The sequence below is a fragment of the Aliinostoc maniaoense genome (assembly GCF_058172895.1).
In genome coordinates this window covers 1157230-1183558 of record NZ_CP187952.1, presented here as the reverse complement: position 1 = coordinate 1183558, position 26329 = coordinate 1157230, and the positions used below count along the sequence as shown (strand labels likewise).

29 protein-coding genes and 1 pseudogene are annotated in these 26329 nt (G+C 40.6%); 15 read left to right on the top strand and 15 right to left on the bottom strand.

Features of this window, described 5'->3' with window-relative positions; genetic code table 11:
* Positions 1-59: 59 nt before the first annotated feature.
* From ACPZ3T_RS05375 to ACPZ3T_RS05360, 4 genes are all read right to left on the bottom strand, one after another.
* Positions 60-1265 (bottom strand): NAD(P)/FAD-dependent oxidoreductase, encoded by a 1206-nt coding sequence (locus tag ACPZ3T_RS05375; RefSeq protein ID WP_490274111.1) that lies wholly within the window; start codon positions 1263-1265, stop codon positions 60-62.
* Positions 1266-1596: 331 nt separating this feature from the next.
* On the bottom strand, positions 1597-1791 hold the full coding sequence (locus ACPZ3T_RS05370; RefSeq protein WP_490274109.1) for an RNA-binding S4 domain-containing protein: 195 nt from the start codon (positions 1789-1791) through the stop codon (positions 1597-1599).
* 166 nt (positions 1792-1957) lie between these two features.
* On the bottom strand, positions 1958-2203 hold the full coding sequence (locus ACPZ3T_RS05365; protein ID WP_490274107.1) for a ChaB family protein: 246 nt from the start codon (positions 2201-2203) through the stop codon (positions 1958-1960).
* Positions 2204-2461: 258 nt separating this feature from the next.
* A complete protein-coding gene (locus tag ACPZ3T_RS05360) occupies positions 2462-4090 on the bottom strand; it encodes a phospholipase D-like domain-containing protein (RefSeq protein ID WP_490274105.1) in 1629 nt (542 codons plus the stop codon).
* Between the two features lie 169 nt (positions 4091-4259).
* On the opposite strand from ACPZ3T_RS05360, the gene ACPZ3T_RS05355 reads away from it, so the two are divergent.
* The gene (locus ACPZ3T_RS05355; protein WP_490274103.1) at positions 4260-5429 is read left to right on the top strand and encodes a cysteine desulfurase family protein; all 1170 of its coding nucleotides are present in this window, start codon (positions 4260-4262) and stop codon (positions 5427-5429) included.
* A gap of 20 nt (positions 5430-5449) precedes the next feature.
* Here ACPZ3T_RS05355 and ACPZ3T_RS05350 read toward each other — a convergent pair whose 3' ends face one another.
* Together ACPZ3T_RS05350 and ACPZ3T_RS05345 are read right to left on the bottom strand one after the other, a co-directional pair.
* Positions 5450-5851, bottom strand: a complete 402-nt coding sequence (locus ACPZ3T_RS05350) for a type II toxin-antitoxin system VapC family toxin (RefSeq protein WP_490274101.1) — start codon at positions 5849-5851, stop codon at positions 5450-5452.
* Positions 5844-6119: an AbrB/MazE/SpoVT family DNA-binding domain-containing protein gene (locus ACPZ3T_RS05345; RefSeq protein WP_490274099.1), complete on the bottom strand. Its 276-nt coding sequence runs from the start codon at positions 6117-6119 to the stop codon at positions 5844-5846. Before ACPZ3T_RS05345 ends, ACPZ3T_RS05350 begins: the two co-directional genes overlap by 8 nt.
* 211 nt (positions 6120-6330) lie before the next feature.
* On the opposite strand from ACPZ3T_RS05345, the gene ACPZ3T_RS05340 reads away from it, so the two are divergent.
* The gene (locus ACPZ3T_RS05340; protein ID WP_490274097.1) at positions 6331-7071 is read left to right on the top strand and encodes a DUF1995 family protein; all 741 of its coding nucleotides are present in this window, start codon (positions 6331-6333) and stop codon (positions 7069-7071) included.
* Positions 7072-7205: 134 nt separating this feature from the next.
* Complete coding sequence (locus ACPZ3T_RS05335) at positions 7206-7355, top strand: hypothetical protein (RefSeq protein ID WP_490274096.1); 150 nt, start codon at positions 7206-7208, stop codon at positions 7353-7355.
* Positions 7356-7390: 35 nt separating this feature from the next.
* Here the strand turns inward: ACPZ3T_RS05335 and ACPZ3T_RS05330 are convergent, their stop codons facing one another.
* The 4 genes from ACPZ3T_RS05330 to ACPZ3T_RS05315 all read right to left on the bottom strand — a co-directional run bounded on the left by ACPZ3T_RS05330 (position 7391) and on the right by ACPZ3T_RS05315 (position 10047).
* The gene (locus ACPZ3T_RS05330) at positions 7391-8098 is read right to left on the bottom strand and encodes a carbonic anhydrase (RefSeq protein ID WP_490274094.1); all 708 of its coding nucleotides are present in this window, start codon (positions 8096-8098) and stop codon (positions 7391-7393) included.
* Positions 8099-8273: 175 nt separating this feature from the next.
* Positions 8274-8585 carry a P-II family nitrogen regulator gene (locus ACPZ3T_RS05325; RefSeq protein ID WP_490274092.1) on the bottom strand — a complete coding sequence of 104 codons (312 nt, stop codon included), beginning with the start codon at positions 8583-8585 and terminating at the stop codon, positions 8274-8276.
* Positions 8586-8589: 4 nt separating this feature from the next.
* Positions 8590-9558, bottom strand: coding sequence for a sodium-dependent bicarbonate transport family permease (locus ACPZ3T_RS05320; RefSeq protein ID WP_490274090.1), 969 nt, complete (start codon positions 9556-9558; stop codon positions 8590-8592).
* A 189-nt stretch (positions 9559-9747) separates the two neighbouring features.
* Positions 9748-10047, bottom strand: coding sequence for a YkvA family protein (locus ACPZ3T_RS05315; RefSeq protein ID WP_490274088.1), 300 nt, complete (start codon positions 10045-10047; stop codon positions 9748-9750).
* A gap of 214 nt (positions 10048-10261) precedes the next feature.
* Between ACPZ3T_RS05315 and ACPZ3T_RS05310 the strand changes: the two genes are divergently transcribed.
* From ACPZ3T_RS05310 to ACPZ3T_RS05295, 4 genes are all read left to right on the top strand, one after another.
* Entirely contained in the window at positions 10262-10993 is a 732-nt protein-coding gene (locus ACPZ3T_RS05310; RefSeq protein ID WP_490274086.1) for a MotA/TolQ/ExbB proton channel family protein, read from the top strand.
* Positions 10994-11222: 229 nt separating this feature from the next.
* A complete protein-coding gene (locus ACPZ3T_RS05305; protein WP_490274084.1) occupies positions 11223-11828 on the top strand; it encodes an ExbD/TolR family protein in 606 nt (201 codons plus the stop codon).
* Complete coding sequence (locus tag ACPZ3T_RS05300; protein WP_490274082.1) at positions 11828-12016, top strand: hypothetical protein; 189 nt, start codon at positions 11828-11830, stop codon at positions 12014-12016. Before ACPZ3T_RS05305 ends, ACPZ3T_RS05300 begins: the two co-directional genes overlap by 1 nt.
* A 150-nt stretch (positions 12017-12166) precedes the next feature.
* Positions 12167-12535 carry a phage holin family protein gene (locus ACPZ3T_RS05295; protein WP_490274080.1) on the top strand — a complete coding sequence of 123 codons (369 nt, stop codon included), beginning with the start codon at positions 12167-12169 and terminating at the stop codon, positions 12533-12535.
* A gap of 76 nt (positions 12536-12611) precedes the next feature.
* Here ACPZ3T_RS05295 and psb29 read toward each other — a convergent pair whose 3' ends face one another.
* Positions 12612-13316: a photosystem II biogenesis protein Psp29 gene (gene psb29, locus ACPZ3T_RS05290; protein ID WP_490274078.1), complete on the bottom strand. Its 705-nt coding sequence runs from the start codon at positions 13314-13316 to the stop codon at positions 12612-12614.
* A gap of 360 nt (positions 13317-13676) precedes the next feature.
* Here psb29 and ACPZ3T_RS05285 point away from each other — a divergent pair, with 360 nt between their 5' ends.
* On the top strand, positions 13677-14765 hold the full coding sequence (locus ACPZ3T_RS05285) for a nucleotidyltransferase domain-containing protein (RefSeq protein WP_490274076.1): 1089 nt from the start codon (positions 13677-13679) through the stop codon (positions 14763-14765).
* Positions 14766-15019: 254 nt separating this feature from the next.
* Here the strand turns inward: ACPZ3T_RS05285 and ACPZ3T_RS05280 are convergent, their stop codons facing one another.
* The 4 genes and pseudogenes from ACPZ3T_RS05280 to ACPZ3T_RS05265 form a co-directional block, all read right to left on the bottom strand.
* The gene (locus ACPZ3T_RS05280; RefSeq protein WP_490274074.1) at positions 15020-15316 is read right to left on the bottom strand and encodes a hypothetical protein; all 297 of its coding nucleotides are present in this window, start codon (positions 15314-15316) and stop codon (positions 15020-15022) included.
* Between the two features lie 312 nt (positions 15317-15628).
* Positions 15629-16750 (bottom strand): magnesium chelatase ATPase subunit I, encoded by a 1122-nt coding sequence (gene bchI / locus ACPZ3T_RS05275; protein ID WP_490274072.1) that lies wholly within the window; start codon positions 16748-16750, stop codon positions 15629-15631.
* 287 nt (positions 16751-17037) lie between these two features.
* Positions 17038-17261: pseudogene (locus tag ACPZ3T_RS05270) on the bottom strand (IS4 family transposase); the annotation flags it as partial.
* A gap of 154 nt (positions 17262-17415) precedes the next feature.
* A complete protein-coding gene (locus tag ACPZ3T_RS05265; protein WP_490274070.1) occupies positions 17416-18375 on the bottom strand; it encodes a putative 2-dehydropantoate 2-reductase in 960 nt (319 codons plus the stop codon).
* A 218-nt stretch (positions 18376-18593) separates the two neighbouring features.
* Between ACPZ3T_RS05265 and ACPZ3T_RS05260 the strand changes: the two genes are divergently transcribed.
* From ACPZ3T_RS05260 to ACPZ3T_RS05230, 7 genes are all read left to right on the top strand, one after another.
* Entirely contained in the window at positions 18594-18995 is a 402-nt protein-coding gene (locus ACPZ3T_RS05260) for a fasciclin domain-containing protein (protein ID WP_490274068.1), read from the top strand.
* 201 nt (positions 18996-19196) lie between these two features.
* Positions 19197-19529, top strand: a complete 333-nt coding sequence (locus ACPZ3T_RS05255) for a hypothetical protein (RefSeq protein WP_490277125.1) — start codon at positions 19197-19199, stop codon at positions 19527-19529.
* 229 nt (positions 19530-19758) lie between these two features.
* On the top strand, positions 19759-20841 hold the full coding sequence (locus tag ACPZ3T_RS05250; protein WP_490274067.1) for a glycosyl transferase: 1083 nt from the start codon (positions 19759-19761) through the stop codon (positions 20839-20841).
* Between the two features lie 910 nt (positions 20842-21751).
* Positions 21752-22366, top strand: coding sequence for a hypothetical protein (locus tag ACPZ3T_RS05245; protein WP_490274065.1), 615 nt, complete (start codon positions 21752-21754; stop codon positions 22364-22366).
* Between the two features lie 21 nt (positions 22367-22387).
* Complete coding sequence (locus tag ACPZ3T_RS05240; RefSeq protein ID WP_490274063.1) at positions 22388-22765, top strand: hypothetical protein; 378 nt, start codon at positions 22388-22390, stop codon at positions 22763-22765.
* The gene (locus ACPZ3T_RS05235) at positions 22713-25460 is read left to right on the top strand and encodes a hypothetical protein (protein WP_490274061.1); all 2748 of its coding nucleotides are present in this window, start codon (positions 22713-22715) and stop codon (positions 25458-25460) included. Before ACPZ3T_RS05240 ends, ACPZ3T_RS05235 begins: the two co-directional genes overlap by 53 nt.
* A gap of 106 nt (positions 25461-25566) precedes the next feature.
* Complete coding sequence (locus ACPZ3T_RS05230; protein WP_490274059.1) at positions 25567-26310, top strand: hypothetical protein; 744 nt, start codon at positions 25567-25569, stop codon at positions 26308-26310.
* Positions 26311-26329: the final 19 nt, after the last annotated feature.

The following is a 26329-nucleotide window of genomic DNA, read 5'->3' as shown; positions in this document are numbered from 1 at the left end:
ATAGTCACTGCTGACGCAACAGTTAACAGTCAACAGTCAACAGTCAACAGTCAGCAACTTTAATTATCCGCCACTGACGAAAGTGTTTCTATAATAGGACGGACTAACCAATTAAAACCAACTTTCAATTGATGGTCAAAGGTCGGCATTCTATATAAATAAGCTAGACGACGGGCAATATAGGCTAAAGAACCATCTAACTTAATTCCTAAACCGGTTAAGGTGGCGTTATCTTTGCCGAGTGCCATCATTTCGCCAAACTGTTGATAGCGGAACGGTAACAAGGGACGATGTGTTAAAGAAGCCCAGATATTCCAAGCTGTATAGTCGGCTTGTTGAAAAGCGGCTTGGGCGGTGGCAGGAATTTGTTTACCTTCTACGTCGAGACAGTCGGCTAAGTCTCCCAAAGCAAAAATTTCTGGATGGTCAAGAACTTGTAATGTGGTGTTAGTTGTAATTTGACCACGCTGGTTTTGTTTTAAAGGTAGAGTTTTGATTACAGGTGCAACCCTTGTACCTACAGTCCAAATAACTAAATCTACGGGGATGGTATCTAATTGATTTTTGTATTCTAGGGAGATGGTATCTTGGGTGAGAGATTCGACCTTGGTTTCTAAATCCAGAAATATACTTCGCGCCTCTAAAGCTTTTTTGGCAGCTTCGCGGTTAAATTCTGGGGAAGTTCTTAAAATTTGGTCGCTAATTTCAATTAAACGGAAGCGTCCTCTGTTTCCTAGCCTATCTGCTAATTTACAAGCTAATTCCACTCCACTATAACCACCACCAACAATAGCGACGCGAATTTTCTCAGCTTCAGATGCTTCTAAAATCCGTAGGCGTTCTTCTAGGCGGTAGACATCATTAATGGTGCGGAAGGGGTAGGCGTAGGAAGTTGCACCGGGAACGAAATCTAGGGGGGTTTCTCCACCTAGGGCTAATACTAAGCGGTCGTAGGAAATAGTGGGGCCATCTTGTAGGTTAACTTGTTGCTGGTCGATGTCAATTCCAGAGACAATGGCTTGACAAAAACGTATACCTGTGCCTTGTAAAAGTTCTACAAAAGGAGGGGCAATTTCCCAACTTTGTAGTTCTCCGGTGAGTAATTCATACAATAAGGGGGAGAATAGGAAGCGATCGCTTTGGTCTATGAGTACAATTTCTGGTTTTTGTGCAGATTCCCAAGGTAATTGACTTAAACGCAAAGCTGTGTATAGACCACCAAAGCCTCCGCCAAGGATAACAATTCGCATAGTCTGTTGAGTCATGGTTTCTACAGGATATCCATCCTAGTCAGGCAACTAATTCTCAGTGTAATGATTTATTGCTGTCTGTGACCATGAATTAGCCAAGGGGGGAAGGGGGGTGGCAGGTGTAGGTTTTTTACGCTGTGTACCAAAAACCTTGGTTTTGGGGTGTAGGGGTGTAAGGGTGTAGGGGTATAGGGGTTAGTAAAACGATGATTCTTTCGTTAGTCTGAGAGTCATTACTCACTGCTTGCCAAAAAACCTACACTTGTAAGATAGGGGGGAGGGGGAAAAAGGAGAAAATTATGGAAATAAATTGCTTAATTTATTCTCTGAAAGTCCCTTGTCAAAGTCATTCTTGGATGATTTCTCCTACCTGGTAAGTTTTTCCACTTACTGTTACTTGGTCTGTTGACCCTAATTTTCGTCCCCGTCGAGTTTCAACTGTACCATTGACTTGGACATGACCATCATTAATCATTAGTTTCGCTTGACCTCCAGTTGGGGCTACACCCACAAATTTTAGAAACTGGTCGAGTTTAATCATTGTATAATTTGTAAAATCAGGGCTAACTCCTAATTTTACCTAAGTATCAGAATTAATGCTTGGTGCGTGACGCTATCAGTCTCATTGCTACGTTCAAATATTTTCACAGCGTCACACACCCTACATACTACATACTCCTACATACTGCCCTACATACAAAATAGCCCTAATTACCACCGGAGGTTACTGCTTTGTGGTGTATTGCTGGGTCTTCTGGTTTTCTGTGCCATTGGCGATCGCTACCTTGTTCGTATTCATTTCTTACACTATTCCAGGCCACATTACAAGCACCATCTTCACTCAACCCATCTCTTTGGGCTGCATTAAATGCGGCGACAAAAATTTGTTGGGCGTGTTCTGGTAATTGTTCTCTAATTTCTTGTGGCAATTGATCTTTCGTTTCGTAAGTCATAAACCCACTCCGATTTATCTAAGTTGGGTTGATCCTAAATATTTTGCCACTGTAGTTTCCTCTTTCTCCAAGCATAGATGAGAAAATATTCTTTAGAATTTATACTAATTCTCTATGAAGTTGGGGCAAATAAATGATGTAGAGACGTTGCATGCAACGTCTCTACAGTATAGAATAAACTGCATTTTCATCAATAAACAGTATTACGCAACTATCATATTTATTTTATAAATAGCTTCTAAAATCCTGACTATAAACTTAAAATTCAATATAGCCTTGCCAATTGTCTATCATTCTCTCGCTGATACCAGGAACTTTTTCTAAATCTTGTAATGATGTAAATTTATGTTGTTGACGAAAAATAATAATTCTTTCTGCTAATTTATCTCCCACTCCTGGTAAAGTTGCTAATTGTTCCCGACTGGCTGTATTAACATTTACTACTTTAGTGATTGCAGCACCATTAGAGGTGGGATTTAAAATTTGCGGACATTGTTTTAATTGTGCTTGAATTTTCCGTTGAATATTTTCTGGTACACCAATTTTAGCTTTAGTGTAAAGCCGTGCAAATTCCCGGACATAATGAGCCGCAATTGTAGAATTTTTAATAACTACTAACGTCTCATCGTTAGCATTATTAGCTGCATCTGACCAGTTATGAGAACCTGTAATTACTTTTTCTGCATCGATTACGGCAAATTTGTGGTGTAATAAATCCCCTTTGGTTAATGTCGGTACACCAACACTAGTAATTGGATTTTGCCAAGGTTTATTATCTAATTCATATTTACATTTATCACTTAAAGCTACCCCCATCATATCTAAGGCTTCGCTATAAGGTCGATAGGCAAATTGTTTGTCAATTAAAGCCCGAATGGATACATTTTCTTGATGACGGGTTTCTAAAATGTTAGCAAGACGCTGTTCAGAAAATACAAACAACGCCATATCAACTGATTTAGTAGATGAATTTAAAGTGCTACCTATTAAGCCATTACTGCTATTATTCCAAGGTTGGGTAGGTGAAGTGGGGGAGAAATGTACAGTAATGATGGTATCTCCTAATGTAATAGTTTTGGGAGAACGCACAGGTTTATTTAAACCAAATTTACTATCTGGTTTACCTCCGACTCCATCACCCCACATGAAGTTAAATTCTTCTGTAAATAAAATGGCTAATTCTGGGCTATCAATGTGTAAGAAGTTATTAGAATTTCCTAAAGTTTGGGGATTAGTAAAATCGCCATGAATATCACTCAATGTAAAATTAGCTGAAGTAATAATTACAAAGCGGTTATCGACAATCACAAATTTATGGTGCATCAAGTTACTACCTGCTGAACCATCTGCTTGATCATCTATCCAAGGTATTTTGGCATTGTGTAAAATACTCAAGGCATCTCTTTGGTTAATTTCTTCCTGACTGAGTTGATTATCTTGATTTTTGTCTACAAATTTAAAATATTCTAGATAGCGGTCTTTTTCTCTGAGAGGTAATTTGTTGATTTCATCAGTTGTAAAACTACTCCAGGGACGGCTATAGTTATTTTCTAAAATCACCCGGACTTTAACTCCAGCTTTGTGTTTATCTCTTAAAGCCTGGGCAATTCCTGGTAAACGTAATTCTTGTACTGCCACATCTATGGTAGATTTAGCCTGGGAAATTGTATCAATAATCTGCTGTTCTAAGTTATCTCCTAATCGAGTTTGTTGACGGTAAGGCTCTCGATATTCAGCAGATTGAGACTGATTAAAGTAAACTTTGATAAATGGGTCTTGTGGGAGAGGAGGCAGACGGGTATTCTGAGACTGGACTTTTTGACAAGCTGCGATCGCCATTAACAAAAATAAGACCCAAAATTTCCTGAGAGTAGGTAAAATCTGCACGGTAATCTGCTAAAAGTGGATTGGGAGTGAATATATCTATGATTCCCAAAATTACCTATCTCATAAAAATCGCTCCAGTAACTCGTAATCAAGCAATTTTTTAAGATTTCGGCAATTTACCCCTATCTCTTGAAAATATAGATAGCCCCTTGTTTCCACCATTAATGATATGCAAATATATCTAGATTACAGTGCTACTACCCCCCCTCGCCCAGAAGCGATCGCCACAATGCAAGCTGTACTCACCCAACAATGGGGGAATCCTTCTAGCCTCCATGAGTGGGGACAACGGGCAGCTATGATTTTAGAACAAGCTAGGGTGCAAGTAGCTGGTTTAATTAATGCCCCTCATGCCGATGCTATTGTGTTTACTTCTGGGGGTACAGAAGCTAATAATCTGGCAATGATGGGTGTGGCTAGACTCTCCCCAGTTCCACAACACATGATTATTTCCAGTGTGGAACACTCAGCTATTACTGAACCAGCCAATTTACTAGAAAAGTGGGGTTGGGAAATCACCCGCTTGGGAGTAGACAGTAAAGGTAGAGTCAACCCCCAAGACTTACAAGCTGCATTGCGACATAATACAGTTTTAGTATCGGTAATTTACGGACAAAGTGAAATTGGTACAGTCCAACCTATTGCAGAATTAAGCGAAATCACTCAAAGACACGGAGCTTTATTTCATACCGATGCAGTACAAGCCGCCGGACGTTTAGCTATAGATGTACAACAACTATCGGTAGATTTGCTGAGTTTGTCTAGTCATAAATTATATGGCGCGCAAGGTGCAGGGGCTTTATATATCCGTCCTGGTGTAGAATTGATACCTTTACTCGGTGGTGGTGGACAGGAGAGGGGTTTACGCTCAGGGACACAAGCATTACCGGCTATTGCAGGGTTTGGAGTCGCCGCCGAACTTGCCGCTACAGAACTAGCCACAGAAACACCACGTTTAATTAGATTACGCGATCGCCTATTTTCTTTGTTAGCCGATGTCCCCGGTTTAATTCCCACTGGTGATTTAGAACACCGCTTACCCCACCACGTTAGTTTCTGTCTAGAATCCGCCGATGGTGAAAAACTCAGTGGTAAAACCATAGTCCGCCAACTGAATTTAGCTGGTATTGGCATTAGTGCGGGGAGTGCCTGTCACAGTGGTAAACTTAGCCCCAGTCCCATACTCTTAGCTATGGGTTATCCCGAAAACGCCGCATTTGGGGGAATCCGCCTCACCTTGGGACGAGATACCACAGCAGCAGATATTGATTGGACAGCGATGGTATTAAAGCAAGTTTTGCAGAGGTTGACACCTTTAGAATTAGTCAAGCATCAATAGTTAATTAATTTTTAGTTTCATTAACGAATTACGGTAATAGCAACTCCAATTGATAAGTTACTCCATATTTTATCGGCTGTTAATACAGGTAAATTTAAGCGTTTACCTAAAGCCAAACAGGCGCGATCGCCTAATGATAAGCCTGCACTTTTAGTTATAGGTCGCAATTGAGCTATGATCATGGCATCTTCTTCATCACAAGAAATAATTTCGAGACTATTTTCTAATAGTCCTTCATCTCTCAATTGTTGCATAAATTCTTCACAATTTTCTCCTAAATCGACAATTTTTGATAGTATCTCTGCCCAATTAATAATACTAACGTAACACCCGTTTACGAGTGCGTTTTCAACAATATCTGCACCTTGCTCATCCCTAATATAAGCCAAAAATGCAGAAGCGTCTAAAACAAACTTACTCATTTAAAGCTTCGTTTCTCCGTTCTTGAATAAGTTCATTTACTAAATTTATTTCAGGTGACTTATCTTTTAATAATCCTCGTAATTTTTTCACTTGTTTTTCGAGGCTAACTAATTGAAGTTTATCATTATTTTGCAGTGTTAAAATCAGGCGATCGCCTGATTTTAAATTCAGTTTTTCTTGTATCTCCTTGGGTAAAGTTAAACGCCCTTCTGGTTCAATATCAACTGTATAGTGCTGCTCAGGAATTGATAAATTAGTATCTTTCATAACAGATAAAAATGTGTAATGGGAGATTCAGTATTCAGTCTCCCTCTGACTGTATGATTTTTTGTGGTATGAGGCCATACCCCATTGCCTTCATAATAGAATTAGCGTTTTCAAGAGGTGGATTGCTATATTTCTCTCCAAAACTGAGGGATGAAAATTAGAGCTAATCCTGAAACAATAGTAGTACATACGAAATAGCCATATACAGATTATGCCGGAATTACCAAATAGTTTAGAAGATGCGATCGCCCAGGCGCGAGAAGCCACCAAAGCCGCTTTAGCAGACGGTTATAGCCGCATTCAAATCGAGTTACTGTTTCCAGAACTCAAGTTTATGCCTGTGGCAGAACAATTTTTACCTTTGTTTACAGAATATGAATCTCGCTTGAAAATCTTTTTTGCTGATGCTGGTGCGGCAGCTTTAGCTAGGCGTGATTGGGCAGATACGTCCTATAAAATTTTGGATATTGGTACAGGTAGGGCTGCTTCTATCCAGTCGAAAATTGAGCCAGAGGACGAGATTTTCTTATTTATCGCCCCTACATCTGTAGAAGTGCCGCAACTGGAAAAAATTTGTGAAATAATAGGCGATCGCCCCTATGTAATGTTAAACCCCCGTTTAGAGGATTCCGGGGTTGTAGGCATTGGTTACGCCGCCAGACAAACCCGTAAACGTTTCATCAGCACCATTGAATCTTGTTATTACCTGCGCCCCGTTGATGATGAAACCGCCGTCTTTCGTTGCTACCCTGGATTATGGGAAATTTGGGTAGAAAATAGCGGTACATGGTCAAAAATTGCCGAATTACCCAACAAACCATCAGGTGATGAAATAGATTTAATCCTCGCCAAAGGACAACCGCAAACATCCCCAGATAACACAGCTACACCAGGGAAAAAACCCAGTGTGTTTAAGAGTTTGCAACGGTTTATTAAGGCTTTGAATAGTTAGGGAGCAGGGGGCAGGGGGCAGGGGGCAGGGGGCAGGGGAGACAAGGTAGACAAGGGAGACAAGGGAGACAAGGGAGACAAGGGAGACAAGGGAGGGGGGAGTGCGGGGAGAGAGGGGAGTGTGGGGGGAAAGATTTGTTCTCTACCATCCCACACCTCCCACACCCTGCCCTGAGGAGGTTTCAGCTTAACAAGCGTGCCATTCCCCAATGCCCGATGCCCAATGCCCAAAATTCTTTAATTTTGAATTTTGTTCGCCCTTGGCGTTCCCGAAGGGTATTTTGAATTTTGAATTGATATGCCCCATGCCCAATGCCCAATCAAGCAATAATAGTCACACTGCCTGTATCTAAATCGTAACGACCTCCGACAATTTTTAATTTGCCTGATTTGATTTGTGCAGTTAAAACTTTTGATCGCTTCAGGCGTTCTATTTGATACTGCACATTTGCCACTACAGCATTTTCTACAGGATCACCAGGCTTTTTCCTGACTCTTGCCACTGCTGGTTTGATGGCTTTGATAAAGCTACTAATATCACCCGGCACTGATTCATTGTGTACGGCGGCGGTAACTGCACCACATCGCTCATGACCCAGTACCATCAGTAATGGTGTGCCTAATAAAGCTACCGCATATTCAATACTGCCGAGAGTTTCAGGTGTGGAAATATTGCCAGCCACCCGCACATCAAAAATATCACCAATACCTTGATCAAAAACAATCTCTGGTGGTACTCGTGAATCAGCACAACTCAAGATAGTGGCAAATGGATGTTGTGCTGAGGCTAATTCCTGCAACCGCCCCTGATACTGGTCAGGGTATTGGGGTTTATGTTCTACAAACCGTTCATTTCCTGCTAGTAGCTTTTGCAAAGCTGCATCACCACTCAAAGATGGTGAGGCTGCTGGAGTGGCGGCTTGAGCTTGTTTGACTCGCCACGCTAAATCACCAGCAGTTACCATCATTCCTAATGTTCCCGTGATCCCTAATTTTAAAAAGTCACGGCGTTCTATAAAATGTTTCATGGTGTTAATTTGTAGGGGGCGGGGCAGGGGGCAGGGGGCAGGGGAGACAAGGTAGACAAGGTAGACAAGGTAGACAAGGGGGACAAGAGGGACAAGGTAGACAAGGGAGACAAGGTAGACAAGGAAGCACAGGAGATTTTACCCCAATGCCCTATGCCCCATGCCCTATGCCCTCTTATAACGATGCCACGCATTTGACAGAGCGAATTTCCATCACATCGGAGACGTAACAAGTACCGCCAAATTTGTTGAGTAGGGGTCTGATATTTTCAATGGCAGGCTTGATTTGCTCTGGCATACAAAAGGCCATGATGTAGACATTATCTAGCATGGTCATGTCTAAATCTTCTGTATTACCTCGTAATCCTTTCCCGGCAACATTACGGATAACTATGTGACCGTGTACACCTGATTTATCTAAACTTTCTAAAATTTTGCCTAGCTCAAAGGAGTTGGCAATAATTTCTATTTTTTTTACTAGGTGCATATTATTACCTCCATAATAGGTTGATTCCGTAGAGATATAACGGAATCCCCACAATAATATTGAAGGGGAATGTTACTGCCAGAGCGGTAGAAACGTACAGGCTAGGGTTCGCTTCTGGGACAGTCATCCGCATTGCAGCTGGAACAGCAATATAAGAGGCACTGGCACATAACACAGCAAACAAGAGTGCGTCACCTTGAGACATCCCGATGGTTTTGGCAATTAGCAACCCAATGCAGGCATTGAGTATTGGCATTAGTATGGCAAATGATATTAAAAAAAGTCCGGTTTTTTGCAAGTCTTTAATTCTTTTGGCTGCAATTAGTCCCATGTCGAGCAAAAAGAAGGTGAGAACACCATAAAATAAACCTTGAGTGAATGGCTCTAAGACTTGCCAACCATGCTCTCCAGTCAAGACACCAATTAGAAGACTACCCACCAACAGAAACACGGAACTATTAAGAAATGCTTCTTGTAAAACTTCCTTCCAGGAAACTTCCCGCTTACCATCAACGGTGAAGATATTCACAAGAATCAACCCCACAATAATGGCTGGGGATTCCATCAAAGCTAAGGCTGCAACCATGTAGCCATCATAATTAATACCTAGCTCACTTAAAAAAGCACTGGCGGTAATAAAAGTTACAGCACTTATAGAGCCATAGGTAGCTGCGATCGCAGCTGCATCGTAAGTATCCAGCTTCAGCTTGAGAATAAAAAAGGAGTAAATTGGCACAAAACAGGCCATTAACATGGCTGCTGCTAGGGTTAACACTACATCTTGAGTGATACCGCTTTTGATTAGTTCGACTCCCCCTTTAAAACCAATCGCCAACAGCAAATACAGCGAAAACAGCTTGGGTACCGGTGCGGGAATTTCTAAATCCGACTTGACAAAAACAGCCGTCATCCCCAGAAAGAAAAATAACACTGGCGGATTGAGGATGTTGGAAACAATTAAGCTAACATCCATAACCACCTCTGTCCATGCTGATGCAACTTGCAGTTAATCAAATTTTTCATTTGAAAAAAATTTAACTTGTTGAATCATCATATAAAAAAAATATCCCCTACTGTGAGAATTACAAATGCGATCGCTAACGGTGGTACTTAGTGCATCGCATACCCAAAGTAGAGGTTAAATTTAGTTGGTTATTGAAATTTACTTCACAGACACAGCATCAACATCAACAGTGTTGTCAGTTGCGGTAGAATCTTTTGAGGTGTTAGTTTCAGTTTTGCGTGCTTTCCAACCGTCAACCACTAGTCCAGATACTTCAGTAACTAGTATAGTCAACAGTAAAACATCATCCACTTGACCCAAAACTGGTAAAAAATCTGGTGCAATATCAAATGGGCTGAGAATATAGGCGATCGTGCCTAAAATCACCCACAAACGGTATTTTGGGTTACGTAGCAATCCGCGATACCAATTATACAGAGATTGGATTGAGAAGTTCATGGTTTAACCCTCCAGTTAACTTCAATTTTGACAAATTATGCTATATATTCCCGGTGGGAATAACCGTCCCAGTTGGTTGGGAATATGCTAATCATGATTTTGGGAAATACTCACCCACTGATTCTGTACAACACTATGTTAATTGTGCATTAATCTTTAGAATTAAAATGCTTTGGGATAGTTGCTTCAGCAATGGAGGGAGGAAATTTAAACAGTGGATATTGTAAATTTATTTCAAGAAGGCGGGCCAGCCATGTGGCCTTTACTGGCTCTGTCTATTCTGTCTTTAAGTGTGATTTTTGAGAGGCTTTGGTTTTGGTTACGAATTTTAACCCAAGAAAAGGAAATCGTTGAGCGGGTACTAGATGCCGCTCAAGATAATTGGGAACTGGCGGCAGATATTGCTCAGAGAGCAACAGATCAACCCATTGGCCGTTTTCTTTATGCACCCTTAAACTTACAAAAAAGTGATACAGAAACCTTTCGGCTAGCACTAGAAGCTAACGCCGAAGATGAATTAGCAGGGATGCGCCGGGGTGAAAAGCTGTTAGAAGCTGTGATTGCCCTTGCACCATTATTAGGATTATTGGGTACAGTTCTAGGTTTAATTGATTCTTTGAAATCGATTAACATTGGCGATATTGCCACAGGGGGAGGTGCAACAGCAACCAGAGGTATTGGCCAATCCTTAATTAGTACAGCAACAGGTCTACTTGTGGCGATCGTTACTTTAGTATTCTACAGATTATTTCAAAGTTTTGTAGTCAATCAAGTGAAGGTTTTTCGCAAAGCTGGCAATGAATTGGAATTACTCTACCGTCAGTTCCCACCTCATTTGAGCAGCACCTCAGCACTGGGTTCAGAAACTTCACAAGAGAGTTTTACTTCCTCCGGCAAGCCAAAAAGCCGATTTTCCCAGCCACCAGAACCACCAAATCAAAGTTGAAATAAAGGTATTGGGTATGGGGTATTGGGCATTGGGTATTGGGCATTGGGCATTGGGCATTGGGGTAAAATCTCCTCTGCTTCCTTGTCTCCCTTGCCCCCTGCTCCCTGCCCAGGTTCTCTAATTTTGAATTTTGAATTTTGTAGGCGTAAGCCTTCCCGAAGGGTATTTTGAATTTTGAATTTTGAATTAATTAGCCCCCTGCTTACTAGTCAGTAGTTATTGAATTATGAAAGTTAATTTACATACTCAAATAGAAGAAGCTCAAGTTCAAATTATTCCTTTAATTGATGTCATTTTTTGCATTTTGACATTTTTCTTGTTGGCAGCTTTGCAATTTACTAGGCAACAGGCGATAAATGTGGATTTACCTAAAGCTAGTACCACTACGTCGGCTGGGATTAATTCACCTGGTGGTAGTCAAATTGTGACAATCGATGCTATCGGTAATGTTTATATAGAACAACAACTAGTACAAAAATCAGAATTACAGCAAAAGTTGAGGGATTTTTTACAAGCTAACCCCAATGGTGTCTTAATTCTGAATGCTTCGCGCACAGCTACTTACAATGATGTGATTGAAACCTTAGATTTATTACGACAAGTAGGAGGCGATCGCGTTTCTTTGGGAATTATACCCACTTCCTCTACTCCCAGCCCCAATTCCCCTACTTTCCCGATAAATCCTAATTTCCCTGTCGCCCCAGACACCGTACCTTTACCACAAACCATCCCCAATTTACCCACAACACCCATTCAACCACCTACAGGACAGGATATTTCGCCGCTAGTTCCCAATGCACCATCAACACAAGCACCTGGTAACAGCAATTAATGCAGGGAGCAGGGGGCAGGGGGCAGGGGAGACAAGGAAGACAAGGGAGACAAGGGAGGGGGGAGTTTGGGGGGAAAGATTTGTTCTCTACCATCCCACACCTCCCACACCTCCCACACCTCCCACACCCTGCCCTGACGAGGTTTCAGCTTAACAAGCGTGCCATTCCCCAATGCCCCATGCCCTAAATCCTAAAGATATCCAAAATAAATTCTGAATAGATAAAAAAATCTGGTAATTTACAAATAATCTGCCGATGTGAATTTTCTCTATCGATAGACTCAATCAACTAAATAATTTATCGCCAAGCACCATTTACTTTTCAGGGGTTAACGGCAATGAATCAAATTGTGACACTGTTAATTGTTTGGGTAGTCACATCCGTCAGCTTGTTGATTATCAGTAAGTTGCCTTTAGGTGTTGAAGTTGACAGTCCACAAAAAGCAGTTATCTCCGCAGCTGTTTTAGGCATTGTAACGGCAATAGTCAGACCAATTTTGCGTTTGATATTTGTTGTACCCGATATCTTGACTTTTAACTTGTTATCGGGTGTTTTCACATTTATGATTGCCGTTGTTTGTTTTAGTATTGCTGCTTGGTTAGTAGAAGGTTTTCGCCTGCGCTTCGGAATTTGGAGTGCTGTGCTAGGGGCGTTTGCACTCACTATTATCAACAGCTTGATTTACAAATTATTAGGTGTTTTCTAGCAAGAGAAGTCAAAACTTTCTAGTCCACATGACTAGATGGTTTTTGTACAGACGCGATTAATCGCGTCTCTACTGACTACTCATTACCAGTTGGAGGAGCAACTGGGGTACTTGGTTGTTGACGTTGTTCGCGCTTTTTGCGATCTGCTGATACCATATCAGCGATGACAATTAGTGCTTGTGTCATTTTGTCTAAGTTAGAACGGTATAAATCTAAATCCTTACTTAGTTTTTCATGAGACAAATGCAAGCCATCAGCAATTGTTTTTAGTGCTTCAGTACGTTGCTTTTCGTCTTTGACTAGTTCAGGATCTGATATTTCCAGCAAAGAAAACAAACCGATCGCAAATAACCGACTGTATTTAAAGTTAGGATTATTAGCGATCGCTTGCAATTGTGCTTGCAAGTCAGGATCTTGCTGTAAGTGATTAGTTTGACTCAGCCACGCCACTAAATCATTAGCTGGTAAGCTTTGAGCTACACTTTTTAAACGTTCAGCATCTTGTCTATAGCGTTGTGGTTCTTGCTCCACCGCCTGACATATAGCATTAAAAATCGATTCCTTATCCCCTTCGGGTTTATAACCTGCCATGAAGCGGTCAAAGGTAGTGACAACGCCCAAGGCATAAACGGAATTGTAGCTAAAATCTACATTGACTGACAGTAGGTGCATTTCTACCATCAATTCCTCTACTACCCGGCGATAAATTGTATTAATCGGTCGGGTATGTAGCGCGTAGAAAGTTCGCTTTGTATCAGAGACAGTACGGACGTTATTCACAAAGAAAATGTTAAGGGCGACGTTATCTTATTGTGTACTTTAAAGGCTACTTTGCCAAGTTGGGCTTTCCGTATGCAATCAAAGTCCGCAATATGTCATGTAGGGTGTGTGACGCTGCCAAAGTATTGAGAACGTAGTCATCAGAGTTATAGCGTCACGCACCAAACATACAATTGTGATGCTTACCTGAGTCCTGAAGTACCTAATACTTTTCGGTGCGTTACGGCTTACGCCTAACACAACGGCAATATTGCAGGAGGAAAATCCACACTGCAATTTGCCTCCCCTACATATATTACATATACAATATGCTAATTACGTAAGTCTTTAGATAAAATGATTATATTTTAATTTATTAATATGAAAAGAATAGAAGTTGAAAAAAGAACTATTTTAATAGGTTTAGCAGGTAGCCACGGCTATGGATTAAATCGTCCTGATTCTGACTGGGATTTTCGGGGTGTGTTTATTGCTCCTAAAAGATATTATTTAGGATTTGACCACGTTGAACAGAAAGATGCTGGTTGGGATGAATCTGGGATTTTTCCATTTATTGATGATAACAAAGATACTGTTATCTATGAATTGAAGAAAGTTCTTCAGTTATTAGCAGGGGCTAACCCCAATGTTTTAGAATTGCTATGGTTGCCTAGCTATCCTGTTGTAACTTCTGTTGGGCTGCATTTAATTAAGCATAGACAATTATTTTTGAGTAAAAAAGTTAAGCATACTTATTCTGGTTATGCTTTTGCTCAAATTAAAAAAATGGAAACTCATCGCAAGTGGTTATTACATCCACCACAAAAGAAACCTCTACCATCTGATTTTGGCATAGAAAATGAAGAACCTTTGATTAAAGATGAGTTAAATGCTTTTTTAGAATACTTATATATCTTAGTTCGAGGCAGAATTGAATTTTTAGAAGAAGCTGAACAATTATATAAATTACTGACGGCTGATATTGATTTTAAGGGCGTATTAAAGCAGCATACTCTGCCTAATGAAGCTTTGGACTACACCCAAAAATTAACTAATAGTCGTAGTGATTTTATTCGTTTATTACAAAAAAGTCAAAGTTATCAGGTAGCCTTAAGAGAATGGAAGGCTTATATATCCTGGCAAGAAAATAGAAATCCTGCTAGAGCCGAAATGGAAAGGAAGTCAGGTTTTGACCTCAAACATGGAATGCACTGCATTAGATTATTACGCAGTGGGTTAGAAATTTTACAGACTGGTAAGGTAATTGTAGATAGAAGAGTTGCAGGTGATGCTGAAGATTTAAAAGCTATTCTCAAGGGTGAATATTCTTATGAGCAAGTGATGCAAATGGCTGATGATTTAGTTGCTCAAATGGATGCTATTTATGAAACATCAACTTTACCCCATCACCCAAATTTAAAGGCAATTAATGATTTGTGTATGGAATTAGTAGAAATTCAAGGGTGGTAATTGGGCATGGGGCATATCAATTCAAAATTCAAAATACCCTTCGGGAACGCCAAGGGCGAACAAAATTCAAAATTCAAGAGTTTAACTCCCCCTGCCCCCTGCACTCTTGCAGTCTTAAATTATAAGTCTTTAACTTAATAGGATATGACCTGTCTCCTATGCGTCCCATCTTAAATTAATTACGAATTACGTTAGTGGTAGCGTCTCGTAGAGAAGCGGGACGAAGTCCATTACGAATTACGAATTACTATGACTTATAGAGTTTTAATAAGGTCGGCGAAACCGTAGAAGCTAATGAGGAGTAATAATATTGCGGTGAGTTGGGTGAGTCTGGTTTGGGGTGAGGGTGCGATCGCCTCTCGTACTAAGATAGAGATAGCTGCACCTACTACCAAACTTAACCCTAATACTATATATGGTATGTCTGGTACAATCATCGCAATGGCTAACATGGCGATCGCTAGCATCAACATCACTAACTCTACAAACCGAGGTGGGTTGTATTGACTAGCTAAAATGAAGCTGTTTAACCAAAAGTGCCAAAATCTCATTAATATTTATGAGTTGTGAGTTATCAGTTATCAGTGAACAGTAATTACTACAGTTTTTTGTTACTGAGTCAGGAATGTTAATCAGAGGCAGGGAGCAGGGAGCAGGGGGCAGGGAGCAGGGGGCAGAGAGAAGAGGGTTAAAGCTCCTTTGCCCTTCTCTACGTTCCCTGCGGGACGCTTACGCGTAGCTTGCTTCTCTGTAGGAGTACGCGGAGCGTGTCGTAGACAGAGGCTACACCAATGGTTTCAGCTGTTGCTCGTGAGGAAAACTCCCAATACCGCACTGCTTCACTCACTGTTCACTGAGGATAATTACCGAACACCTGTCTTGATTTGTCCTGTACCGTTTTTTTGCGTAGTATCATCTGGTAGTTCTACACCAAAGACACGAGCAAAGGCTTTTTCGACTTTGTAACCGGAATCAATTGATTCTAAGGGGTCTTTACGCAAACGGTGACGCAGACATAAGGTAATGACACGGCGGATATCATCAACTGTGACTTCTGTACGACCTTCTAAAGCGGCTAAGGCTTTGGCGGCGCGGTTGGTAACGATATCACCCCGTAAACCGTCTACATCTAATTCTGAACAAACTTCAGAAATTTTTACCCGCAAGTCATAATCAAGTTTGACTTGTGGTAATAGCTTTTGAGCGTTGACAATTTTTTCTTGCAGTGCTTGTTGTTCAGTTTTGTGATGTTCTAGAAATTCTGGGGGATTTTGGTCAAATTCTGACCTTTGTTCCACAATTTGCACTCTTAAAGCAGGTTCTTTGACAGTATGGATTTCGGCGTGCATTCCAAACCGGTCAAGTAATTGGGGACGGAGTTCACCTTCTTCTGGGTTGCCAGAGCCTACCAGTACAAATCTTGCAGGGTGACGAATAGAAATCCCTTCTCTTTCTACGGTGTTCCAGCCACTAGCAGCAGAGTCGAGGAGTACGTCTACTAGGTGGTCATCGAGCAAGTTAACCTCATCTACGTAGAGGATACCCCGATTGGCTTTAGCTAGCAGTCCTGGTTCAAAGGCTTTCACACCTTCAGATAAAGCTTTTTCGATGTCGATAGTGCCGCATACCCGGTCTTCTGTAGCTCCTAGAGGTAAGTCTACCATTTGAACTTTTTTCAGTTCTACGGCTAGTTCAACTCCTTGGCCTGTTTTTTGGCGGACTTCATCGCTCATCAGGTCGGGGTCGGTGGGGTCACTATTGAAGGGGTCATTGACAACCACAGGGATTTCTGGTAGAAGGTCAGCCAAAGCCCGGATAGTTGTAGTTTTACCTGTGCCGCGATCGCCCATAATCATAACACCACCGATTTTGGGATCAATCACGTTCAATAGTAGTGCCAGTTTCATTTCTTCCTGGCCTACAATTGCCGTAAATGGAAATACCACGCGACGCGCACTTGCCGTGGATTGAGCAGTTGGAGTCACTAAATTACCTTAATAATATCTTTCTTATTACAGTTCTTTATTGTGCCACAGTTAGGGGTTGGGCGGAGATTAAATCAATTCGCAATTACCCCTGATGTGAATTAACGTCAGTTCGACGAATTTAAAAAATCCCTTTCCATAGAGCGAAGCTCTTCTCGTAGAGTATTGAGCTTTTAAGATATTTAAGCCCCTCTCTATCCATTAGTCACATCTTTGTTAATAAAGGCGGAAAAGCAATTATAGAGGTGATTTCAGGAGATGGGGTTGCCATGAAGATTAGACAAAATTCAGAAAGTATGCGTTGAGATGTGATGGGCTAGTTTCCAAGTGGCAGCGATATCGTGCAATCGTCGTAACCCTCGCCAAATAGTCTTGACACCGGGTTCACCATCACCTTTACGACCCAGAAAACCACCAAGTTGAGCAATCTGCGTACAGGTTGTCTTAATGTTGGTGGCTCGTCTGGTGGAATGGGGTTTTTGTTCACACTCGCACATAAAGATTGCGATTCAACCAATGTCCCAAATTTCCCCTATTCAAGAGTTGGAAAAATTGCAGCAAATTTTTCGGACTGTGCTTTTAGCAAATTCTGTTGATGAAATACAACAAATTTTATAGGACTGACGCAACTGGCAGATTTTTTCTGTAGAGTGTGTGTTGATGCTTCACTTTTGATTTCTGGCATCTATAAATTTTAACTGGTGGTAGAGACAGCTAATTTTTGATAAGTCTACTCCCAAACCTTGGGCTGCTCTTAAAGGATTCCCCATAATTGCTTCTACTTCCAAGGGACGGCGTTCATCATAGTCGATTTTCATGCTGGTGCGGTAAGGTGTCATTTTGACGGTGTAATCTAGCATGGTTTGAATGAAGCTATCGGGAATTATCCGCCCCATACTGTTCGCCCCGGCTTTCACTTCATACATGATTTGTTCTACTAACGTGCGGGTGTAGGTATCAGCCATTAATTCGTTCGTGCTGGCGTTGAGAATTACAGATAGCCCATTGTAGGGGATATTCCAGACTAGTTTTTTCCATCTGGCTAATAATAAATCTTCAGCCAATTCCATCCCAATTCCGGCGTGTTGAAAATCGTCGGCTATTTGCTGCATTTTCTCACTTATCCCAGCTTGAGAATATTCCGGGAGATATTCCCCTAAAGTGATGTGTCCGTAGTCTAGATGGCGAATATGTCCTAAACCAACTTTATTGGAACAAAGGAAGCATAGACCGCCAATTACGTTAACTTTTGGCACAATTCGGTTGATTTCTTCTTCTACACCCAACCCGTTCTGTAATACTAAAACTACACCATCGTCTTTAACTACGGGTGGTAATAACTGGGGTAGTAAATGGTTTTGTGTGGTTTTTAGTGCCAGTACGATTACATCGCATTTTGGCATCTTGTTGACATCGTTGTAAGCGTTGACTTGAGGAAGGGTAAAGTCACCGTCTTTAGACTCAACAATTAAACCTTGCTGGCTAACGTGTTCATAGTCACTCTTGAGTAAGAAGTGAACATCAAAACCAGCTTTTTGCAATTTAGCACCGTAAAACCCACCTAATGCACCAGTGCCTATGATGGCATACTTGCGATCGCCTAGCGCGGTTTGTTGTTCCCTCATACTATTTTCCCGAAAATTTGCTGATGAATATCATAAGCTAGTGTCGCCAAAAAATTTTTTTGTAAATTTTACTTATCGCCATGTTTAAAAATCATTTCATTTATAAAAATTCAAACTGTTTCACAATATTTTAAAATTTTTCACAGGAGAGACTGTAACAAACTTCATCCGCCAAGATGAAAATCCCAGTCCCCAATCCCTATTTTCAGGTAACAAAAATGGCTGATATTGTTGATATTGCGGTTGGTGCTGGTGCTTTTAATACTCTAGTAACTGCTGTGCAAGCTGCTGGTTTAGTTGAAACATTAAAAAGTCCTGGCCCTTTTACTGTCTTTGCACCCAATGATGAGGCTTTTGCAAAATTACCCCCAGGAACTATTCAAACCTTGGTGCAGAATATTCCTCAGTTAACTAGAATCCTTACTTATCATGTCGTGCCTGGCAAATTGAAACAGGCTGACTTAGCTAAACTTGGTACAGTCACATCTGTTGAGGGTTCACTTATCAAGATTGACTGTTCTGATGGTTTTGAAGTCAAAAATGCCACGGTTTTAGCCGCCGATATCGAAGCAGATAACGGTGTGATTCACGTTATTGATACAGTAATTTTGATGGGGTAATCTTCATCTAGGTGGGTATTCCCCACCTGTTTCTTAGTTAACTATCATGATTACTTATTACAAGCATAATTAAGTACTTATATATTTTAATTTATGTTAAATATATGCAGCAGCGTTTACTTTAGAGATATGCTGAGTTAAGTTGATATATCTAAAAATAGATTGAGTTTTTTAGATGCCAACATTATCCCCACAGAATTAATGCTCGATTTTCATTTTTTAGCTGAGTTCTCTCGTAATAACTGCGTTGGTATTTGTGCATTCCTCGTACCAGCTAATTTACTAGCTACATTGTTGACAATAATTTTGGCTGTAATTGGTCGCCCAACTTTTCAAATTTGGCAAGCTGCTGGTTTTGCAAGTATTTTGGGATTGTTAATGGTGCTACACGTATATAGTTGGTTTGTCATTGGTGTGGTGATGCCTCCGACTTATATTTTGTTAGCTTTAGCCATTACCTGTTTATTGATTAATACCGCAGTGATTATGTTGCACAAACGTCACCGCATTTTAGCTTTCAGATTTAAATTTTAAAGCTGATTGCGATCGCCTATATCAATATATTAATTGACTCTGCACGAGAAACTTTTGCAGAGTTATCTTTGTTTGGAATTAGTAGCCTTTATTTGTTAACGCCTTACTATTGCGATTGGCAAAATGGCAATTTCTGGCATTTTTGTGCCAACTGCCGTCATGCAGCAGGTAAAATCAACCTGCCCATACTCAAACTCTCAAATTATTTGAGAGATAGGTTTCTCTATTTATGCAACGCCCAATTTTATACGTAGCCATTACAAATCATGGTTTTGGCCATGCTACCCGTACCGCCTCGGTAGCAGGGACAATTCAAAAGATGTGTCCTGAAGTGCTGTTAATTATGGTGACTACCGCGCCTCGGTGGTTGCTGGAGTGTTATATCGAGGGTGATTTTATCCACCGTCCCCGCGCTTTTGATTTGGGTGTGGTGCAAAGCGATAGCTTAAATATGGATAAGGCGGCGACTTTGGCGAAGTTGCTGGAGATTAAAAAACAGCAAAATTCGTTAATTGCTTCGGAAGTAAATTTCCTTCGCCAAAATCGGGTGCAGTTGATATTAGCTGATATTCCTTTCCTTGCGCCGTTATTTGCTGAAAAAGCGGGTATTCCTTGCTGGATGATGAGTAATTTCGGCTGGGATTTTATTTATCGTGACTGGGGTGGGGAATTTATAGCGATCGCTGATTGGATTAGTGAATGTTATGCTAAATGCGATCGCTTGTTTCGTTTACCGTTTCACGAACCATTGCAGGCTTTCTCCAATATTACCGATGTCGGCTTAACTGGTGGTACTCCCCGTTACGCTCCTGAAGAAATTCGTAATATTTGGGGTATCACCGCACCCCAAGATAAAACTATCTTGCTCAGTTTTGGCGGTTTGGGTTTGCAACAAATTCCCTACCACAACCTCCGCGATTTTCCCGACTGGCAATTTATTATCTTTGATCAGTCTGCCCCTGATTTACCTAATGTTATCAAGATTCATGACCGCAAATTCCGCCCTGTAGATTTTATGCCGATTTGTGGGAGATTAGTTTCTAAGCCTGGTTACGGCACATTTTCCGAAGCCACTTTATTAGATGTGCCTCTTATTACTATCCCCCGTGATGATTTTGCGGAAGCACCTTGTCTATTAGAAGGGTTGAGAAACTACAACTTTCACCAAATTATTAAGCCAGAGGAGTTTTTTGGTGGTAACTGGGATTTCCTACATCAACCAATGCTACCACCACAAAAAGCACAACCTTTAGCTAAGGATGGTAATCAGGCGATCGCCCAGGCTATTATTGAATATCTACATTGCCAGTGATGTAGGTAGGGGGCATATCAATTCAAAATTCAAAATTCAAAATTAGAGAACTGTAGGCAGGGGGCAGGGAGCAGGGGGGCAGGGGGAGACAAGGTAGACGGGGGAGATAGGGGAGACAAGGGAGACAAGGTAGTTAAATTGGTGGTGGGTTAGTTATTAGCTGACTGATAACTGATAACTGATAACTGATAACTGTAGCTAGGAAGTAGTAGCTTTTTAGACTAGACATTTTACCCCCTATCCAGTAACCTAGTGCAAAGGTTATCACAAAGGCGATCGCTTGAGATACCAAAAGTTAATCATTTACATACTCAAACAGAGCCTTTGACCTGTAATTATGGGTCAAGGGCATCAAATCTATTTACCAAAGTATATTTATGAAGCAAGAGGAGTTATTTTAGGTTTAGTATATTCAAATCAGGATTTACGGAAGTGTCACAATCTATGATTGGTGGGTGACGCTATAACTCTCATGACTACGTTCAAATACTTTCGCAGGGTTACACAACCTACATAAAAAATGTGCCAGTTGGGCTAAGTCGTAAAAATTAAATCTAATCATGATCAAGACTAAATATAGCATTAATTTACCTGCTAATTGCAAAATTTTTATGAATAATTACCAGAATTGCTCTTGTGGTTAATGAATCAGCCAAACTTGTAATCCTAACTAACGATGATGAATCTACAGGAGTGACAAAATCGGTAATTAGATGCTAGCAAAAAACTTTATTTAACGTAATGTTAAGACCCTATTAACTGAATTTTAACAATAGCTAATGGGAGGGGTGGATATTCTAAGGAAAGGTCTAGAGATTTTTGTATAACAGGTGTTATCTCATGTTAAATTATCAAAGCCTTGATATCACAACCAACCTATATTTGCAACAGTTAGCCAGGAAATTAGTCAATGCCTAAACCAAGTATTCATGCCAAGAAAATTGATCGGGTTTTCACAGCCGGACTAGGACAAGCTACTGAGAAAATTAGCAAGGTATTAGAATTTTTGTGGTTGAATTTAATTGAATCAGTCCCATTTTTACTAGCTTGTGCTGTATTTTTAATCGTGATCAGCTTCAAAAGCCCCTTGTTAATTTTTTGTTTGCTATTTGGCAGTTTAATCACCATAGTAATTCAGCAAATTGGGCAGCGATCGCACTTACCAAAACGGTGGTTAATTATCTATCAAATTCTGGCTGTGGCTCTGATTTTGAGCTTATTTTGGTTAGATTACTTTGCTGCACCAGCACAGGCACAATTTTTTAGAAGGGCTGAGGATTTCTTTAACAAAACATTAACGCAAGGAGCATCAAATAATAATAGTCAACTGGCAGTTGGTTTAATATTCAACGTATTACGTGCTATTTATTTACTGTATATAGCTGTTTCCTTAATTGGGGTAATCAATGCAGTCCGTAAAGATGAAGATTGGCAAAGTGTAGCCAGAACTCCTTTATTAGTTGTTGTAGCTGTAACTGTGGCAGATGTTCTCACAGGGTTTGTAATTGGTGATACAAATAACTAAAGTCAAATGTATTAAGAGATTATGTCTGAGGAACGGCAACCAGATTTTCGCCCAGTTAATCAAATTTTAGGTTCACAACCATCATTAGGCCCTATTCCTGCCGACCAAATATTTCCCTGGACAGTAATTGTTTTAGCCGCATATTTTATCATCAATGGCATTTTTGGGGGGCTGTTTGCAGATGATTTTCAACGCTGGTTATGGACGGCATTAATTGCGGGTTGGGGAATAGCAACTTGGTGGATATTATCTGGAGGTAGGAGTTGGCGATTTTTAAGTAAATTTATTGGAGTTCCCACTTGGACAAGAGGCTTTGCACGTTATCAAAGCTTGTTAGAAGTTAACCATGAAGCAAAAAATCGGAAAACAAAGCGTCGGCATCGCCGGACAAGAAAGTAGATTAACGCCTTTTGAAGATGCACTGCATTTGTCAACAATGCTGCGTATTGCCTTAGATGGGCGTGATATTGGGGCATATATTTTAACTAAAGGAACTCAAAAAGATAGATTCTGCTTTGTTTTTGGTTTTGAGTGTCGAGGTATTCATACTACCTTAAGAAAAGAACAAATAGACACAATTTTTAATAATCTTGAATCAGGATTAAAAGACATCCCTGATGGGGAAAGAATGACATTACACATGGGTTCTTTTAGTTCTGATGCCCAGCGACAAGCAGAACTGACAGACTTAATTAAATCTGCTGCCTCACGGGATATCAAATATTTATTAATGGCAGAAAGAGCCAGAATCAAAGAACTCACCAATGCTGGACTACGTAAGCCGAAATTTCTGAAAATTTATGTAACTTACACCATTGAACCAAATTCAACACAAGCTAATGATTGGATTGAAAAACTATTAGTACAAGCTGAAGATTGGTGGTTAAAATTTAAGGGTGATCTTGCCGATATTGAAAATCAACGCATAGAAACAGTTATTATCAAAGCTTACCAACAAGGGTTTTGTCGTTGGGAACAATTGTTATCTAACAAAATGGGTTTAGATATTAAACCATTAAATGCAGAAGAACTCTGGGAAAATATATGGCAACGGTTTAACGATACTCAACCGATACCCATTCCCCAACTAGTGAGCTTAGATGAGAATGGACTGCACGAGCAAGTTTATTCCGATTTACCCAGTACAAAATTGCTGATAGAAAATATCCACAGTACAACCATGCTGATGGAGTCTAGTGTACCTTGTGCCGATCGCAGATGGGTAAATGTCAAAAATAATTATATTGGCGCATTGACTTTCTTAGAAAAACCTGGTGGCTGGCCGAATAAATTCGCCCAACTGCGGTATTTATGGGAACTACTAGCGAGGGAAACAGTAGTAGATACAGAAATTTTCTGTGAATTGACAGCCGCCAACCCAGCTTTAGTTAAAACCACCTTGCAGCGAGTCCTCAAGCAGTCAAATATGACAGCAATGATGGCGCAGGAAAAAAGTAGAACCATTGATGTCAATGCCCAATTAAAATTAAAAAAATCCGTTGCTGCCCAAGAACAATTATATGAAGGTGCAGTTCCCATTTATACGGGGATAGCAATTTTTGTGCATCGTCCCACAGTAGAAAAATTAGACGAAGCCACAAGATATATTGAAAACTGTTTTCAACGTCCAGCCCAGGTAGTGAGAGAAATAGAATATGCCTGGAAAATTTGGTTACAGTCTCTCCCCATAGTTTGGGAAGGTTTACTAGTTAAACCATTTAACCGTCGTCAGTTATATTTAACCAGTGAAGTACCGGGGTTGATGCCTTTAGTAGTCACCAAAGCCGGAGATAAAAAAGGCTTTGAATTAATAGCCGAAGAAGGCGGTACACCGATACATCTAGACTTATTTCATCAACACAAAAATTTAGCTTTATTTGCTACCACCCGTGCAGGTAAATCAGTATTAGTTTCAGGAATTTTAACCCAAGCCTTAGCACATGGCATTCCTGTAGTCGCCTTAGACTTCCCCAAACCAGACGGCACATCAACTTTTACCGACTATACCGAGTTCATGGGAGGCAACGGAGCTTACTTTGATATTTCCAAACAATCCAATAACTTATTTGAACAACCAGACTTGCGATCGCTTGAACCAGAACAACAACGCGATCGCCTACTAGATTATACCGCCTTTTTAGAATCAGCCTTAATGACAATGGTCTTAGGCTCATCCAGCGATAATCAACTTTTAGCCCAAACCGTCCGTTCTCTCATCAACTTAGCCTTAAGTGCCTTCTTTGCTGATATCGGCATTCAAGAACGCTATCGCATGGCCATAGAAGGCGGCTTTGGTTCTCCAGCTTGGCAAAAAACCCCCACCCTCAAAGACTTTTTGTATTTTTGTTCCCCCGAACATCTGCGCCTTGATGCTGTCAGTGGCAGGGTAGAAGATGCCCTCAGTCAAATTCACCTGCGCTTAAGATTTTGGTTATCCAGCCGTGTTGGACAAGCCATCTCTGCACCCTCCAGCTTTCCCACCGATGCCCAACTTTTAGTATTTGCACTGCGAAACCTCTCCGATAACGAAGATGCGGCAGTACTATCCTTAAGTGCCTATTCTGCCGCCTTGCGCCGTGCCTTAAGTAGTCCCGCCTCCATCTTCTTTATTGACGAAGCCCCAATTTTATTTGAATTTGACCAGATTTCCGACCTAGTGGGCAGAATGTGCGCCAACGGTGCAAAAGCTGGTATTAGAGTCATCTTATCAGCCCAAGACCCCGACACCATCGCCAAATCAAGAGCCGCATCCAAGATATTACAAAACCTCTCCACCCGTTTAATTGGGCGTATTCAACCGGTAGCTGTCGATAGTTTTGTCAACATCTTAAAATATCCCCGTGAAATCATTTCCCGCAATGCCACCGAAAGCTTTTTCCCCCGCAAAGAAGGAGTATATAGCCAATGGCTACTAGACGATAACGGCATTCCTACCTTTTGTCGTTACTATCCAGGTTACGAACAATTAGCCGTAGTTGCTAATAATCCCAATGAACAAACCGCCCGTCAACAAGCAATGCAAACTTATAGTAATAAATATGAAGCAATATCCACCTTTGCCCGGCAATTAATAGCTTCGTTGCGTGGTAGTTAGTCTTATCAATTCAAAATTCAAAATTCAAAATTCAAAATTCCCTACGGCAACAAAGTTACAAGATTCAAAATTCAAAATTAAGTTATGTGACTGAGATGATAGATATATGAAAAAAACCACTTTATTAACTCTGACATTTTCAGCCCTCTTAATTTTGCCAGCAATGGCACAACTAGGCCAAGTCTGGACAGACTTCCAATATTACTCTACAGACTTTCAAAACTACCTCAGAAATAACCTGAGTGACACATTAGGAAATACCCCCCAAAATGCCGTCAATACCTCTCGTGGTGATTTGAATATACTCAATCCCATAGAAGCCGGTAAACAAGCCCGACAAAGTATTTTATTCTTTAATTCTATCCCTGATAAATTTGAAAATAATCAAGCAGTATATTCCAACTCAGTCAACAACGAAATCAATCGGATAGTAACCCGTAGTGCCGTAGTAGGTGTTTTAGGTAGAGATGCCCAACTCCGAACTAAGAACAAATTAGAAAATACAGAACAAACAATCAGAAACATTATAAATATCAGTAGTGAATCTGATAACTTACTTAGCCAAATTTTGGCAAAAATAACTCCAGATCCTAAGAATATTGCTGGAGAACAATCTAATTTACAGTATCAAACTATCAAAATCCAGAGCGAACAATCAAAACTGATAGCCGAAAACTTAGCCCAAAACATACAAACCAACCAATTTATCCAATATTCCAACTTAAACTTAGCCAACATTTCCCAACAAATAGAAGAATCAAATCGAGCGCGCAGATTAGATTCTGCCACAGAAGCCGCCAGACTATTACGCACCACCTCCCAAATAGAATTATTTGGTACAAAACCATAAAATTAATCATAAAACATCT